The 17536-nt window shown below is 70.6% G+C and carries 3 protein-coding genes and 1 pseudogene; all 4 read right to left on the reverse strand.

The window, feature by feature from the left end; all coding sequences use genetic code 11:
- Nucleotides 1–20 precede the first annotated feature (20 nt).
- Nucleotides 21–3146, reverse strand: coding sequence for a non-ribosomal peptide synthetase (locus tag AB4851_RS25825; protein ID WP_414451948.1), 3126 nt, complete (start codon nucleotides 3144–3146; stop codon nucleotides 21–23).
- On the reverse strand, nucleotides 3064–6921 hold the full coding sequence (locus AB4851_RS25830) for an amino acid adenylation domain-containing protein (protein WP_414449353.1): 3858 nt from the start codon (nucleotides 6919–6921) through the stop codon (nucleotides 3064–3066). The genes AB4851_RS25825 and AB4851_RS25830 overlap by 83 nt, the downstream gene beginning before the upstream one ends.
- Nucleotides 6922–7015: 94 nt before the next feature.
- Nucleotides 7016–12766, reverse strand: a pseudogene (locus tag AB4851_RS25835) (amino acid adenylation domain-containing protein); the annotation flags it as partial.
- A 95-nt stretch (nucleotides 12767–12861) separates the two neighbouring features.
- Entirely contained in the window at nucleotides 12862–17526 is a 4665-nt protein-coding gene (locus AB4851_RS25840; RefSeq protein WP_414449354.1) for a beta-ketoacyl synthase N-terminal-like domain-containing protein, read from the reverse strand.
- Nucleotides 17527–17536: the final 10 nt, after the last annotated feature.

Raw genomic sequence — 17536 nt, forward strand, 5'->3', positions numbered from 1 at the left:
TCCTTGTTCAGCGTTGGCCGTCATGCTTGCCTCGTCCTGCCGGGCGCGGCGGCGTGGCGCCTGCGCCGTTGCTCGCCGCGTCGCGCCGCGGCGTCGACCTGGGTTTTGATCTGCGAGTGTTGCGCGTCGGCGTCGGCATGCAGCAGGCTCGCGAGTTGGGAAATCGTCGGGTACTGGAACAGATCGATGATCGACACCGGCTTCGACGTCAGGCTCGCCAGGCGCTGATGCACACGCACCAGCAGCAGCGAGTGGCCGCCGAGTTCGAAGAAGTTGTCGTGGATGCCCACGCGGTCGAGCTTCAACACCTCGGACCAGATCGCGCTCAGGGTTTTCTCGACTTCGGTGCTCGGGGCCACGTACTCCGATTCGGCTCGCAACGCGTCCGGTGTCGGCAGCGCGCGGCGGTCGAGCTTGCCGTTCGGGGTTTGCGGCAGCGCGTCGAGCCACATCAGTTGCGACGGGACCATGTAGTCGGGCAGCGTGAGCGACAGCGCTTGCCGCAAGGCCTGCGTGCCGGCCGGCGCGTGGCCTTCGGCGGCCACGACGTAGCCCACCAGGCGCTTGTGGCCCGGCTGATCCTCGCGGACCATCGCCGCTGCATCGCGCACTTCGGGCAGGCTGCGCAGCGTGGCTTCGATTTCACCCAACTCGATGCGGAAGCCGCGCAGCTTCACTTGTTGGTCGATCCGGCCGAGATATTCCAGTTCGCCGTGCGGAAGCCAGCGCACCAGATCGCCGGTGCGGTACATGCGGCTGCCGGGTTCGCCATAGGGGTTCGGAATGAAGCGTTCGGCTGTCAGGTCCGGACGATCACGGTAGCCACGCGATACGCCCGCGCCTGCCAGGAACAATTCGCCCGCTACCCCGATCGGTACGAGTTCCAGCGCTTCATCGAGGATGTGGGCTTGCGTATTTGCCACCGGGCGACCGATATCGATGCGCACGCCGTGCTCGCTCGGGAATACGCGCGAGATCGTCGAATACATCGTGGTTTCGGTCGGGCCGTACAGATTGACGACCGAGGCCACCGATTGCAGCAGTTGCTCCGCCAAATCGCGCGGCAACGCCTCCCCGGTGCTGATCAGCAGGAAATCCTGGCTCGGCGTCCAGCCGAAGTCCATCAACATGCGCCACGTCGAGGGCGTGGCTTGCATCGCCGTGATTTCACGCGATTCGAGCGCCAGAGCCAGCTTCGACGGATCGAGCGCGGTTTCGCGCGAAGCGATCCCCACGCAGGCACCGCTGAACAACGGCAAGCAAAGCTCCAGCGCGGCGATATCGAATGACAGCGTCGATACGCTCAACAGCTTGTCCTGCGCTTCCAGCTTCAGATCGCGCTGCAAGGACATGAGGATGTTCAGCATCCCGTGCTGCGTGACCTGAACGCCCTTCGGCCGGCCTGTCGAACCTGATGTGTAGAGGATGTAGGCGATCTGATCGCCGTCGGGCCGTGTTTCGACGCGGAAATCTTCGCTGCCGGCCGGCCATTCGCCCAGGTCCAAACGTCTTGCGTGGTCGGGCAGCAAACCATCGTTCGTCAGCACCAGCGCCGGTTGCGCGTCGTCGAGCATCATCGCCAGCCGCTCGGCCGGGAACGCCGGGTCCAGCGGTAAATAACCGCCTCCCGCCTTCATGACACCGAGCAACGCTGCCAACAGATCGATACCGCGATGCATGCAGATGCCGACCATCACATCGGGGCCGACGCCGCGTGTCACCAAATGATCGGCCAGACGATTCGCCCGCGCGTTCAGTTGCGCATAGGTCAGCGCCTCATCCTCGAAGCGCACCGCGACCGCTTCGGGCGTTCGCGCCACCTGCGCCTCGAACATCCCGTGCACGCTTTGCGCACGCTCGCACGTCATCGCCGTATCGTTCCAGCCGTGCATGACCTGTCGGCGTTCCGCCTCCGGCAGCATCTTCAGTTGCAACATCGGCTGGCCGCTATCGGCCACCATGCCGTCGAGCAGCGCCGTGAAATAACCGAGATACCGCTCCACGCTCGCGCGTTCGAACAGCGACGTCGCGAATGTCAAACTCCCCGCGATAAGGTCGTCGTACTCGCCCAGCTCCAGCGTCACGTCGAACTGCGCCGGGACGGCCGCGGGCGCGATCCCCCGCAGCGTCACCGTGCCGAGATCGAGATCGGCCCGCGCCGTGTTCTGCCAGACCAGCATCGTCTGGAACAGCGGCGCATGCGCCATCGAGCGCGACGGATTGACCGCCTCGATCACCTGATCGAACGGCACGTCCTGATGGCTTTGCGCCGCCAGCGTCGTGTCGTGCACGCGCTCGAGCAGTTCGCTCACGGAAGGCCGGCCCGACAGATCCACGCGCAACGCCAACGTATTGACGAAGAAGCCGATCAACGGCTCGACTTCCGAGCGCATCCGGTTCGCCACCGGCGTGCCGATCACCACGTCGTCCTGCCCCGACAGGCGGCCCGCCAGTCCAGCCCAAGCCGCCAGCACCACGTTGAACACCGTCGTGCCCTGCCGCCGGGCCAATGCCTTGATGCCCGCGCTCAGTGCGGCATCGAAGCGGATCTCGACGCTCTGCCCCGCGTAGTCCTGCACGGCGGGCCGTGCGTGATCGAGCGGCAACGCGGTCAGTTCCGGCGCGCCTTGCAACGTCGTCTTCCAGTAAGCCAGTTGCCGTTGCAGCACCTCGCCCGCGAGCCAGTGGCGCTGCCACGCCGCGTAATCGCCGTACTGGATCGCCAGCGGCGGCAACGGATCGTCCCGTCCCTCGCTGAACGCCCGATACAGCGCGCCGAACTCGCGAATCAGCACGCCCATCGACCAGCCGTCGCTGACGACGTGATGCATCGTCACCAGCAGCACATGCTCGTGCTCGCCGAGCCTCAGCAGCCGGCCGCGCACCAGCGGCCCCGCCGACAGATCGAACGGCGCGCCGGCGTCGTCCCGCGCATGGCGCAACACCTCATGCTCCGCGTCGGCCAGCCCGCTCAGGTCGTGCAGCGACAGCGCGAACGAGGTAGGCGACTCGATGCGCTGCACCGGCTCGCCCTCCATCAGCACGAAGCGCGTGCGCAGCACCTCATGACGCGCGACGATGCGGTTCAATGCCCGCCGCAACGCCTCGGCATCGAGTACACCGCTCAAGCGCACGCCTACCGGGATGTGATACGCGGCGCTGGCGCGCGGGTCGAGCTGGTCGAGGAACCACCAGCCGCTGCTGCGCGAACGACAGCGGCGCGGCGTCGCCGGCTTCGCGCCCGCCGATCGGCGGCAGCGCGCTCGCGCCCGCGTGCTCCACCACCCGCGCGAACCGTTCCAGCACCGGATGCGCGAACAGCTCGGCCAGCGCCACCTCCACGTTCAGGCGGCTGCGGATCGCCGACACCAGTTGCACGGCCAGCAACGAGTGGCCGCCCAGGTCGAAGAAATTGTCGTGCACGCCCACCCGCCCGAGCTTCAGCACCGCCGACCAGATCTCGCCGAGCACCTGCTCGGTGCGCGTGCGCGGCGCGACATGATCCGCCCCGCCGTGCAACTCGCCCGGCGCGGGCAGCGCGCGCCGGTCGAGCTTGCCGTTCGGCGTGAGCGGCAGCGCATCGAGCCGCATCAGTTGCGACGGCACCATGTAGTCGGGCAGCGTCGCGGCCAGCGCCTGCCGCAGCGCCGGCAGGTCCGCCGCGGCGTGGCCGTCGGCCGTCACCACGTAGCCCACCAGGCGCTGGTGGCCGGGCTGATCCTCGCGCACGATCACCGCCGCGTCGCGCACGGCCGGCTGCGCGCGCAGCGCCGCTTCGATCTCGCCCAACTCGATGCGGAAGCCGCGCAGCTTCACCTGATGATCGATCCGGCCCAGATATTCCAGCTCGCCGTTCGCGAGCCGGCGCACCCGATCGCCGGTGCGATACATGCGGCCGCCCGCCGCGCCATGCGGATCGGGCACGAAGCGCTCGGCCGTCAGGTCCGGCCGGCCGCGATAGCCGCGCGCCACGCCGTCGCCCGCGATGAACAGCTCGCCGGCCACGCCGGGCGGCAGCCTCCGCCCGTCGGCATCGAGCACGTGCAGCCGCACGTTGGCCAGCGCCCGGCCGATCGACGGATCGCGCGCGGCGTCGGCCGCGATGCGCTGCACCGACGCGCACACCGTGCCCTCGGTCGGGCCGTACGCGTTGAAGAAGCGCCGCCCGTTGGCCCAGCGCGCCGCCAGCGCCTGCGTGCAGGCCTCGCCCGCGGTGACCAGCGTATGCACCGACGGCAAGGCATCGGCGTCCATCGAGGCGAGCACGGCCGGCGGCAGCGTGGCGATCTGCACGCCCAGGCGGGCGATGGTCGCCTCCAGCGGGCCGCGCGGCATCAGCCGCTCGCGTGGCGCCAGGCACAGCGTCGCGCCGGCCGTCAGCGCCATGAAGATGTCGGTGACCGAGGTGTCGAAACTGAAGCGCGCGAACAGCAACGCGCGCTCGCCCGGCTTCGCGCCGAACAGCGGCGTTTGCGCATGGATCAGGTTCACCAGGCCGCCGTGCGCGAGCTGCACGCCCTTCGGCAGCCCGGTGGAGCCCGAGGTGTAGATGCAGTAGGCCAACTGGGCCGGGTGCGTGGGCCGTTGCAGATTGCCGTCGGGCCAGCCGGATACATCGATGGCGTGCGGGCCGTTCAGCGCGAGCGCGCCGTCGGGCAGCCGCTCGAGCAGCGTGTGATCGGCGAGCACCAGCCGCGGTGCGCAGTCGCGCAGCATCTGGCGCAGCCGTTCGTCGGGCAATTGGGTATCGAGCGGCACGTAGGCGCCGCCGGCCTTCAGCACGCCGAGGATCGCCACCAGCATGTCGATGCCGTGCGGCAGGCACAGCGCCACCGGCACCTCCGGGCCGACACCGCGCGACACCAGCTCGCGGGCCAGCCGGTTGGCGCGCGCATTGAGCGCGGCGTAGCTCAGGGCCGTCTCGTCGAAGATCACCGCCAGCGCGTCGGGCGTGCTCGCCGCCTGCGCCTCGAACATGCCGTGCGCGCTCTGCGACGGGTCGCGCGCCTCGGCCGGATCGTTGCCGTCGTGAGCGAGGGCTTGCCGCTCGGCGGCCGTCAGCATGTCGAGCTGCCGCACCGGCCGGTTCGCGTCGGCCACCAGCGCGTCGAGCAGCGTCGTGAAGTAGCCGAGATAGCGCTCGACGCTCGCGCGCTCGTAGAGCGCGGTGGCGAACGTCAGGCTGCCGGCGATGCCGTCGCCGGTTTCGCCGAGTTCCAGCGTCACGTCGAACTGCGCCTGGTCGCGCTCGGGGGCCATGCCCCGCAGCGTCACGTCGCCGAGATCGAGGTCGGCCTGGGCCTGGTTCTGCCAGACCAGCATCGACTGGAACAGCGGCGCGTGCGCCATCGAGCGCGACGGGTTGGCGGCTTCGATCACCTGTTCGAACGGCAAATCCTGGTTCGCCTGGGCCGCGAGCGTCGCCGCGTGCACGCGGCTCACCAGTTCGCCCGCGTCGAGGTGGCCCGACAGGTCGATGCGCAGCGCCAGCGTGTTGACGAAGAAGCCGATCAGCGGTTCGACCTCGGTGCGCGTGCGGTTCGCCACCGGCGTGCCGATCACCACGTCGTCCTGCCCCGACAGGCGGCCGGCCAGCAGCGCCCACGCGGCCAGCACCACGTTGAACACCGTGGTGCCGCGCTGTTGCGCGAACGCCTTGATGCGGCCGCCGAGCGCGGTGTCGATCCGCACGCCGAGGCTCTCGCCCGCGTAGTCCTGCGCCGCCGGGCGCGCGTGGTCGGGCGGCAAGGTGCTCCGTTCCGGCGCGCCCTGGAGCGTGGCTTTCCAGTAGGCAAGCTGCTGTTGCAGCACCTCGCCCGCGAGCCAGCGGCGCTGCCACACCGCGTAATCCGCGTACTGGATCGGCAGCGGGGCCAGCGGGTCGTCGCGCCCCTCGCGGAACGCCCGATACAGCGCGCCCAGTTCGCGCACCAGCACGCTCATCGACCAGCCGTCGCTGACGATGTGATGCATGGTCACGAACAACACATGCTCGCGTTCGCTCAGGCGCAGCAGACGGCCGCGCACCAGCGGCCCCGCCGAGAAATCGAACGGCTCGCCCGCTTCGGCCTCGGCATGCGCGTGCACGCCGCGTTCCGGGTCGGGCTGCGCGGCCAGATCGTGCAGCGTCAGCGCGAAGCGCGTGTGGGCGTCGATGCGCTGCATCGGCACGCCGTCGGTCGCGTTGAAGCGGGTGCGCAGCACCGCGTGCCGCGCGACGATCCGGTCCAGCGCGCGGCGCAGCGCCTCGGCATCGAGCGCGCCGCTCAGGCGCACGCTCACCGGAATCCGGTACGCGGCGCTGGCGCGTGGGTCGAGCCGGTCGAGGAACCACAGGCGCTGTTGCGCGAACGACAGCGGCACCGCTTCGCCCGACTCGCGCGGCTCGATCGGCGGCAGGCGGCTCGCGCCGGCCTGTTCGAGCACCTGCGCGAAGCGGCCCAGCGTGGGATGCGCGAACAGTTCCGCCAGCGGCACTTCCACGCCGAGCCGGCTGCGAATCGCCGACGCCAACTGCACGGCCAGCAGCGAATGGCCGCCCAGTTCGAAGAAATTCTCGTGCAGGCCCACGCGTTCGACCTTCAGCACCTCGGCCCAGATCGCCGCGAGCGTCCGCTCGGCTTGCGTGCCCGGCGCGACGTAGGCCGCGCCGCTCATCATCTCGCCCGGCGCGGGCAGCGCGCGCCGGTCCACCTTGCCGTTCGGCGTCAGCGGCAGCGCGTCCAGCCACATCAGTTGCGCCGGCACCATGTAGTCCGGCAGGGTTTTCGCCAGCGCCTCGAGCAGCACGTAAGGCTCGGCCCGCGCGTGGCCGTCGGCCGGCACGGCGTAGCCGACGAGGCGCTTTTCGCCGGCGTCGGCCTCGTGCATGAGCACGGCGGCGTCGCGAACCTGCGGCAACGCGCGCAGCGCGGCTTCCACTTCGCCCAGTTCGATCCGGAAGCCGCGGATCTTGAACTTGATGGTCGATCCGGCCGAGATATTCCAGATTGCCGTCGGCCAGCCAGCGCACCAGATCGCCCGTGCGGTACATCCGGCTGCCCGGTTCGCCGTACGGGTTCGGCACGAAGCGCTCGGCTGTCAGGTCGGCCCGCCCGCGATAGCCGCGTGCGAGTCCCGCGCCCGCCACGAACAGTTCGCCTGCTACGCCGATCGGTACGGGTTCCAGTGAGGCATCCAGCACGTACGCCTGCGCGTTCGCCACGGGTTTACCGATCGGCGGCGCTTGCAGCAGCGCGCCCGGTACTTCGTAGGCCGTGGCGCATACCGTCACTTCGGTCGGGCCATACGCGTTGAAGAAGCGCCGCCCCTGTGACCATTGCGCGACCAGTTCCTGCGAGCAGGCCTCGCCCGCGCTGATCAACGTGTGCAGCGTCGGCATCGATTCCGGCGAGCTTGCGGCCAGCACCACGGGCGGCAGCGTCGCCACCTGCACGCCCAGGCGGGCGATCGTCGCTTCGAGCGTCAACCCCGGCATCAGTTGATCGCGGGGAGCCAGGCACAGCGTTGCGCCTGCGCTCAGGGCCATGAAGATTTCCCACGTCGAGGCATCGAAGCCGAACGCCGCGAATTGCAGCACGCGTTCGCCGGGCTGTACGCCGAACAGTTTTGATTGCGCATGCGCGAGGTTCAGCAAGCCTTCGTGCGGAAGCTGCGCGCCCTTCGGCTGCCCCGTCGAGCCCGACGTGTAGATCACGTAGGCCAGTTGCCGAGGATGCACGTCCAACCCGAGGCGTTCGGTCGGCTGCGAAGCGATTGCCGCCGCGTGCTCGTCCACCAGCAGGCGGAACAGCATCAAACCGGGCACATGGTCGGATAGCGCCGAGGTCGTGATGAGCAACGGCAGCGCGGCATCCTCGACGATCCACGCGAGACGGTCCGACGGTTGCGACGGATCGAGCGGCGCGTAAGCACCTCCCGCCTTCAGCACGGCCAGCACCGCTACCACCAACTCGATCGACCGATCCAGGCAGATCGCCACCGGCGTTTCCGCCTGCACGCCCATCGCCTGAAGACGGTGCGCCATCTGATTGGCGCGGGCATCGAGTTGCGCGTAGGTCAGCGCTTCATCCCCGAACAGCAGCGCCACGGCATTCGACGTGCGATCGACCTGCGCCTCGAACAGCGCCTGAACGTTGCGCGCGACGCCGCGGTCGGACGCCGTGTCGTTCCATCCGGCCAGCACCTGCGCCCGCTCATCATCGGGCAGCAGCGCGAGCCGGCCGACCGGCGTGTGCGGCGCCTCGACCACGGCGCGCAACAACACCGCGTAATGCGCGAACAGGCGTTCGATCGTCGTGCGCTCGAACAGATCGGTGTCGTATTCCACCGCCCCTACCAGATCGCCGTCGGCCTCGTGCAGATGCACCGACAGATCGAGCTTCGCCGTCGCGCCGTGGGCATCCAGCATGTCGATCGTCAGCCCCGGCAACGCCAGCGCGGCCGACGGCTCGTTCTGCAGGTTGAACGACACCTGGCAGATCGGGGCATGGCTGGTGGTGCGGCCCGGATTCAGCGCATCGACCACCTGCTCGAACGGCAGATCCTGGAACGCATAGGCCTGCAACGCGTCCGAGCGCACCTGCGCGAGCAGCGCGTCGAACGGCAGCGCGGGCTCGGCGCGCACGCGTAGCGTCAGCGTGTTGACGAAGAAGCCGATCAGCGGCTCGATCTCCGCGTGATGACGGTTCGCGCTCGGCAGGCCGATGCACACGTCGTGCTGGCCGGCATGCCGCCCGAGCACCACGCCGAGCGCGGCGGCGAGCGTCATGAACAGGCTTGCGCCCGCGCGCTGGCTCAGGGCCTTCAGGTCACGGTTCAGCGCGGCCGGCCAGCGCAGCGGCAGGATCGCGCCGCGCTGCCGTTTCACCGCCGGCCGGGGCCGGTCGGTCGGCAGCGTGAGCAGTTCGGGCGCGCCTTGCAGCGTGTCGCGCCAGTAGGCCAGTTGCCGCGCGAGCACGGCTTCGGTCATCCAGCCGCGCTGCCACGTCGCGTAATCGGCGTACTGGATCGCGAGCGGCGCGAGCGGATCGGCCTGCCCCTGGCTGAACGCGTGATACAACGCGCTGAATTCGCGCACCAGCACGCTCATCGACCAGCCGTCGCTCGCGATGTGGTGCATCGTGGCCAGCAGCACATGCTCCCGTTCGCCGAGACGCAGCAGCCGCCCGCGCACGAGCGGCCCGGCGGCCAGGTCGAACGGCGTATCGCTCTCGTCCGCGAGATGGCGGCGCACCTGCGCCTGCGCGTCGGCCTCATCGGCCTCGCCGCTCAGGTCGTGCAGCGCCAGCGCGAAGCGCGCATCGGCCGTCACGCGCTGCACCGGCTCGCCGTCCACCACCTCGAAGCGCGTGCGCAGCATCTCGTGCCGCGCGACGATCCGGTCCAGCGCGCGGCGCAGCGCCTCGGCATCGAGCGCGCCGCTCAGGCGCAGGCCCACCATCACGTGATAGGCCGTGCTCGCGCCCTGCTCCAGCCGGTCGAGGAACCACAGGCGCTGCTGCGAGAACGACAGCGCGGCGGCCTCATCGCGACCGCGATCGCGCGCCACGATCGGCGGCAAGGCGCTGGCGCCCGCCTGCTCGACCGCGTCGGCGAACTGCCCGAGCGTCGGATGCGCGAACAGTTCGGCCAGCGCCACCTCCACGCCGAGCCGGCCGCGCACGCGCGAGGCCAGTTGCACGGCCAGCAGCGAATGCCCGCCCAGTTCGAAGAAGTTTTCGTGCAGGCCCACCCGCTCGACCTTCAGCACCTCGGCCCAGATTTCCGCGAGCGCGCGCTGCGTCGCGGTGCGCGGCGCGGCATAGGCCGCATCGCTGACGATCGCGTCCGGCGCCGGCAGCGCGCGGCGGTCGAGCTTGCCGTTCGGCGTGACGGGCAGCGCAGCGAGCCACACCACCTGCGCCGGCACCATGTAGTCGGGCAGCGTGCCCGACAGCGCGTCCTTGAGCGCCGCCAGCCCCGGCGCGGCGTGCCCGCGCGCCGCCACAGCGTAGGCCACCAGGCGCCGGTCGCCCGGCGCGTCCTCGCGCACTATCGCCACCGCGTCGGCCACCGCATCGAGCGCGCGCAGCGCCGTCTCGATCTCGCCGAGTTCGATCCGGAAACCGCGCAGCTTCACCTGATGATCGATCCGCCCGAGATACTGCAGCACGCCCTGGGGCAGCCAGCGCGCGCGGTCGCCGGTGTGATACAGCCGAGCCCGCGCGTCGGTCGAGAACGGATCGGCGACGAAGCGCTCGGCCGTCAGCGCCGGCTGGTTCAGGTAGCCGCGCGCGACGCCCGATCCGCCCAGGTACAAGTCGCCCGGCACGCCGTTCGGCACCGGCCGCAACTGCGTGTCGAGCACGTAGGCGCGCATGTTGGCGATCGGCTTGCCGATCGGCACGCCGTGCCCTGGCGAGGCTTCCGTGATCTCGTGGCACACCGCGAACGTGGTGGCTTCGGTCGGGCCGTAGATGTTGAGCAGCCGCTGCGGAGGATTGGCCGCGAGCACCCGCGCGATCGCGGCCGGGTCGAGCTGCTCGCCGCCCACCAGCAGGCAGTCGAAGCGGGCGAACGCGCCGCTGTCGTGCGCGGCCAGTTGATTGAACAGCGCGGTGGTCAGGAACATCACGTCGGCGCCGTGCCGGTCGAGCGCCTGCAGGAAGCGGCGCGGATCGAGCGCGGCCTGCCTGCCGATGCAGGCGAGGCGCGCGCCCGTCAGCAAGGCGCCCCAGATCTCGAAGGTCGCCGCGTCGAACGCCAGGTTCGACACGTGTGCGACGACATGGCCGGCGCGCAGTTCGACGTAATCGGTATTGACGACCAGGTCGATCACCGAGCCGTGCTCCACCATCACGCCCTTGGGGCGGCCCGTCGAACCCGACGTGTAGATCAGATAGGCGAGCGACTGGCGGTGGCCGTCGAGGCCCAGCGGCGTGTCGGGCTGTGCCGCCCACGGCGCGTGCGGCGCGTCGAGTTCGATCGTGTGGCCGGCGAAACCGCCTTTGGCCAGGCGGCTCGCCAGCGCGCCTTGCGTGACCACGTGCGCGGCGCCGCTGTCGTCCAGCATCAGCGCGAGCCGTTGCGGCGGATGCGCGGGGTCGAGCGGCACATAGGCCGCGCCGGCCTTGACGATGGCGAGCACGGTGGTGATCGCGTCGATGCCGCGCGGCAGGCACAGGCCCACGCGGCTGCCCTCGGCCACGCCGAGCGCGCGCAGGTGATGCGCTAGCCGATTCGCGCGCCGGTCGAGTTCGCGATAGGTCAGATGGGTCGGGCCGGCCGGGGCGTCATTGTCATCGCCGTCATCGTCGTGCACCACCGCCACCGCGTCGGGCGTGCGATCGGCCTGCGCTTCGAACAGCGCGGCCAGGCCCGCCTGCGGCGTCGCGCGCGCCGTGTCGTTCCAGTGCACGAGCAGGCGTTCGCGCTCGGCGGCGGAAAGCAGATCGATCGCGTCGATGCAGGCCGCGTCGTCGCACACCATGCCGGCCAGCAACGTGGCGAGGCGCTCGAGCGTGCGCGCCATGCTCGATGGGTCGAACAGCGCGGTGGCGAACGTCAGCGTGCCGACGATCGCGCCGTGATCCTCGCGCAACTCCAGGTTCGCGTCGAACTGCGCGCGCGCCTGCTCCATCGGCAGGCCGCGCAGCGTCACGTCGCCGAGCGCGAGCCCGTCCGGCTCGGCGTTCTGCCAGTTCAGCACCAGTTGGAACAGCGGCGTGTGCGTCATCGAGCGCGGCGGATTGACCGCCTCGATCACCTGATCGAACGGAATGTCCTGATGACGCTGCGCGTCCAGCGTCGCCGCATGCACGCGCTCGAGCAGCGCGCCCACGCTCGGGCGGCCCGACAGGTCGATGCGCATCGCCAGCGTGTTGACGAAGCAGCCGATCAGCGGCTCCACCTCGGTGCGCGTGCGGTTGGCCACCGGCGTGCCGATCACCACGTCGTCCTGCCCGGCCAGGCGCCCCACCAGCGCGGCCCAGGCGGCCAGCATCACGTTGAAGACGGTGGTGCCGTGCCGCTGCGCGAGCGCCTTGAGCTGTCCGCTCAAGGGCGCATCGAACCGGACGTCGAGGCTGTGCCCGTCGTAGTCCTGCACGGCGGGCCGGGGGCGATCCAGCGGCAGTTCGGTCAGCGCGGGCGCGCCTTGCAGCGTGGCCCGCCAGTAGTCCTGCTGCGCCTGCAGCGCGTCGCCGGACAGCCAGCGGCGCTGCCACGCGGCGTAATCGGCGTACTGGATCGCCAGCGGCGGCAGCGGATCGTCGAGCCCGGCGGCGAACGCTTGGTACAGCACGCGCAGCTCGCCGATCAGCACGGCGAGCGACCAGTCGTCGCTGACGATGTGGTGCATCGTGGCCAGCAGCACATGCTCGTGCTCGCCGAGCCGCAGCAGGCTGCCGCGCACCAGCGGGCCGGCCGCCAGGTCGAACGGCGCGCCCGCCTGCTCGCGCGCCAGCCGCAGCGCCTCGGCGTGCGGGTCGGCCAGGCCGGCCAGGTCGCGCTGCGTCGGCACGAACGGCGCGTGCGCGGCGATGCGCTGCACCGGCTCGTCGTCCACCAGTTCGAAGCGGGTGCGCAGCACCTCGTGGCGCTCGACGATCCGCGCGAGCGCCCGGCGCAGGGCCTCGGCGTTCAACGCGCCGCTCAGGCGCAGCGCCACGTTGACGTGATAGGCCGCGCCGGCCTGCCGGTCGAGCCGGTCGAGGAACCACCAGCCGGCGCTGCGCGAACGACAGCGGCATGCCGGCCTCGCGCGCCACCGGCGTCGGCCGGGCATCGTCGTCGGCCGGCAGGTCGCCCGCTTCGGCGGCCATCAGCGCCAGCAATTCCTGCTTGATCGCGTCCAGAGACAGCTCTTCCATCGCCCGCTCCCTAGTTGGCGCTCGCCTTCGCGCGGCGCTTTTCTTCCAGCAGCTTCATCAACGCTTCCCGCGACATGCCGTCGAGGTTCGCCTTGGCGGCTTCGATGAAGGTCTTCTCCGACGCGGCCTTCTTCTGCGCCACGGCCTCGTCCACCTTGCGCGTCAGCAAGGCCACGGTGGGCGCCTCGAACACGTTGTGCAGCCCGAAGTTGACCTGGAACACGTCGCGAATTCGCGCCAGCATTTGCAGCGCCAGCAGCGAGTGGCCGCCGTTCTCGAAGAAGTTGTCGTCCACGCCCAGCGCCTCGGTGCCGAACAACTGGCGCCACAGCGCGAGCAGCCGCGCTTCGGTGGGCGCTTCGGGGTCGTTGAGCACGCCGGCCGCGCCGGTCTCCTCGGCGCGCGTGCCCGCTTCCGATGCCAAGCCTGCATTGGCGGCCGCCACGCGCGCGGCGAATTGCGAAAACGCGTACGGCGACACGACGATCCGCGGCGCGGCGCATCGCGTCAGCAGCTCGAACACCTGCACGCCCTCGGCGTTCAGGATGCCGATGTCGCCGGCCGTATCACCCGCATCCACCGCGTTCGCCGTGGACGCGGCCTGCGCCGCCATGCCGGTCTCGTGCCAGGTGCCCCAATCGACCGACAGCACGTTCGCGCCCGACGCGGCCCGCTCCGCCTGCGCGAACAGGTCGAGGAACGCGCTGGCCGCGCAGTAGTCGGTCTGGCCGATCGTCGGGCACAGGCCGTTGACCGAGCCGCACAGGATCGTGAAATCGAGCTGGTCGAGCGCGAAGTGGCGTTTCAGCCGCGCGGTGCCGGCGACCTTGGCGGCGAGCAGCCGCTCGGCCGCCTCGCGGGTGCGGAAATGCAGCAGCGCGATGTCGCCCACGCCGGCCGCGTGGAAGATGCCGCTCGGTTTGCCGACGGCCGCGACGCGTTCGGCCAGCCGCGCGACGTCGGCGTCGGACGCCAGATCGGCTGCCACGTAGTGCACGCGCGCGCCCTTGCGTTCGAGCGCGCGGATGCTGGCGATCTTGATGCTGACGGCGTCCTCCGCGCCGTGTTCGGCCAGCCACGCATCCCATTCGCTCGCGTGCGGCAGCGCGGTGCGGCCCGCCAGCACGAGCGCGGGCGCCCTGACGCGGTCGGCGACATGCTGCGCGAACACCATGCCGATGCCGCCCAGGCCGCCCGTGACGAGATACACGCCTTCGTCGCGCAGCGCGAACACCGGCTCGTCCGCCGCGAGGTCGGTGGGCACGATCTCCTCGACCCACGCGCCGCGCCCGCGCAGCGCCACCTGCCCGGTGCCGCGATTGCGCAGGACTTCGTCGCCCAGCAGGCCGGCGATGCTCGACGCGGGCGCGCCCAGCTCGCTCGCGACGACGTCCACGTAATTGACGAGCAGGTTGCGGAATTCGAGCGGGATTACCTTGCAGGCCGCCGCGATCAGCGCCGCGTGCGGGCGCAGCGGTTCGTCGCCGAGCACGGCATGCACGCCGTGGCCGGCCACGGTCAGCGAGATCGGCTCCGGGCTCTGGATGTTGCCGAGCACGTTGGCGAGGCCGAGCAGGTCGTGATAGCGCGAATGACCGAGCGCGTCGTCCGGTTCCGACAGCGACCACAGATGCAGCAGCGCCACCGGCAGCCGGCCGGTCTGCACCAGATGCGCGAACAGCGCCGCGTAATGCTCGGGGTTCGACGGGTTCACGGCCAGCGCATTGCCCGCGTCGAGCGACAGCGCGTCCGCCTCGCGCACCAGCACGACGTTCGCCTCGCGCGCGCGCAGCGCCTGCACCACGGCGTCCGTTTGCGCGCCCGCGTTGCCGAACACCAGCACCGGCCCGGCGAGCGGCGCGGTGCGCGCCTTGCGCGGCAGTTCGGCGCGCCGCCGCCACGACGGCAGGTACAGCCACTTCGACACGTCGGCCTGCTTGCCCAGCACCGGCGCGACTGATGCCGCAAGCTGCGGCTCGAACGCCGCGCCCGAGGCCTCGATCCAATGCCGCTCGCGCTCGAACGCGTAGGTCGGCAACGGAATCCGGCGCCGCGCCTCGCCCGCGTGCAGCGCCGCCCAGTCGACCGGCACGCCATGCGCCCACAGCGCGCCGAGCGCACCGGCCACCATCTGCGCCGCCGGCTGCGTGCGCCGGATATCGGGCAGCGTCGGCACCACGCAGCGCGCCGCGTTCGGCGCGAGGCCGTACTTGACGAGGTTCGCGAGCGTCTTGCCGGGGCCGACCTCGATCCACGCGCCGTCGCCGTCGTTCGCGACCGTTTGCGCGCAATCGGCGAAGCGCACCGCGCCGAGCAGGTGCGAGACCCAGTAGCCCGGGTCGGTCGCGGCCTCGTGGGTGATCCATTCGCCCGTGACGTTGGAGGCGAAGCGGATCGCCGGCGCGTGCAGCGGCACGCGTTCGACACAGGTGCGGAACTCGGCCGCCACGCTTTCCAGCAGCCCGGAGTGGAAGGCGCGCGTCACGCGCAGCCGCGAGCAGTCGATCGACCGTTCGCGCAGCGTCGCCTCCAGCCGCTCGATCGCCTCGGGCGTGCCGGACACCGCGCACGAGGCGGGCGAATTGACGGCGGCGATCCACAGATCCGCGCCCAGCAGCGCGCGGATCGCGGTTTCGCCGTCATGCACGGCCAGCATCGCGCCGGCCGGCGAGCGCGCCATCAGCTTGCCGCGCTCGCCCACCAGCCGCACCGCGTCTTCCAGCGAGAACACGCCGGCCAGACACGCGGCCACGTATTCGCCGATGCTGTGCCCCAGCATCGCCGTCGGCGCGATGCCGAGGCCGATCAGGTAGCGCGCCAGCGCGTATTCCACCGAGAAGATCGCCGGCTGCGCCAGGTCCGTGGCGTCGATGGCGGCGCTCGCCCGCTCGGCCTCGGCCGGCGACGGGAACAGCACGGCGCGCAGGTCGAGCGCGTGGATCTCGCGAAACAGCGCCAGGCACGCATCGAGTTCGCGCGCGAAGGCCGGCTCGGCGTCGTGAAGCTCGCGCGCCATGCCCGCGTATTGGATGCCCTGCCCCGGGAACATGAACACCACCGGCAGCGCCGACGCGCCGCGCTCGGCGGCGTGGCTGACGGCGATCTCGCCGCTGCTGTCGAGCTGGCGAAGCGCGTCGTCCACGCTGTCGCAGGCGATCGACGCGCGATACGCGAAATGCTCGCGGCCCACTTGCGTCGTGAACGCGGCGTCAGCCAGCGAGATACCCGGCTCGTCGGCCAGGCGCTGGCGCAGCCGCGCCATCCCGGCGCGCACCGCGGCCGGCGTCTTGGCCGAGACCAGCAGCGTCGGGGTCCGGCGCGACGGCGCGGCCGGCGCCGGTGGCGGCGCTTCGGCCACGATCAGATGCGCGTTGGTGCCGCCGATCCCGAACGAACTGACGCCCGCGATGCGGCCGGCCGCCTTCGGCTGCCAGGCCTGCAGCTCGGCATTGATGTAGAACGGGCTGTTCGCCAGGTCGAAGTTCGGATTCGGGCGCTTGAAGTGCAGCGTCGGCGCGATCTCCCGGTGCCGCAGCGCCTGCGTGACCTTGATCAGGCCGGCCACGCCGGCCGCGGCGTCGAGGTGGCCGATATTGGTCTTGACCGCGCCGATCGCGCACGCGCGCGGCGCGAAGCCGTCGGTGGCGAATACATGGTTGAGCGCGCGCAGCTCGATCGGGTCGCCGAGGATCGTGCCGGTGCCGTGCGCCTCGATATACGACACATCCTCCGGCCCCACCCCGGCCACCGCCAGCGCCTCGGAAATCACGCTCATCTGGCCCGTCACGCTCGGCGCGGTGAAGCCGACCTTCTGCGAGCCGTCGTTGTTGACGGCCGAGCCGAGGATCACGGCGTGGATCGTGTCGCCGTCGGCCAGCGCGTGCTCGAGCTTTTTCAGCACCACGATGCCCACGCCGTTGCCGCCGATGGTGCCCGCCGCGTCCGCGTCGAACGTGCGGCAATGGCCGTCGGGCGAGCTGATGTCGCCTTCGGCGTAGAAGTAGCCTTCCTCGCGGAAGTTGCGCAGCGACACGCCGCCGGCCAGCGCGAGGTCGCACTCGCCGTTCAGGATCGCCTGGCAGGCGGTATGCACGGCCACCAGCGAGGTGGAACAGGTGGTCTGGATCGTGACGGCCGGCCCGCGCAGGTTCAGCTTGTACGACAGCATCGAGCACAGCGCGTCCTTGCTGGTGCCGATCATCAGTTGCATCGGGTTCAGCGTGGCCATCAGGCCCGGGTTCTGCATGAGGTTCTCGAACAGGTAGCGGCTGTACGAAACGCCCGCATATACGCCCACCAGCCCCGGAAAATCGCGGCGCGCGTAGCCCGACATTTCCAGCGCCTCCCACGCCACTTCCAGGAACAGGCGGTGTTGCGGATCGGTCAGCGCCGCGTCGGAGGCCGTCATCTCGAAGAACTTCGCGTCGAAGCGGTCGATGTCCTTCACCACCGCGCCGGCCCGCACGTAGTTCGGGTTGGCGAGCGTGGCGGCATCGACGCCGGCCTTCAGCAGCGTGTCCTCGGAATACGACTCGATGCATTCCACGCCCGCGCGCAGGTTGGCCCAGAACGCGTCCACGCTGTCGGACTTCGGAAACCGGCCGCTCAACCCGACGATGGCGACGGCGTTCTGATGCGGGTCTTCGTGATCTTCGTGATCTTCGTGATCGTTCATGCCGATTACC

The organism is Burkholderia sp. 22PA0099 (assembly GCF_047497165.1).
Classification (GTDB): Bacteria; Pseudomonadota; Gammaproteobacteria; order Burkholderiales; family Burkholderiaceae; genus Burkholderia.

Bases quoted from the DNA above. Each gene is read 5' to 3' on its own strand.
- AB4851_RS25840 (WP_414449354.1), bottom strand. From the start codon at position 17,526: ATGAACGATCACGAAGATCACGAAGATCACGAAGACCCGCATCAGAAC.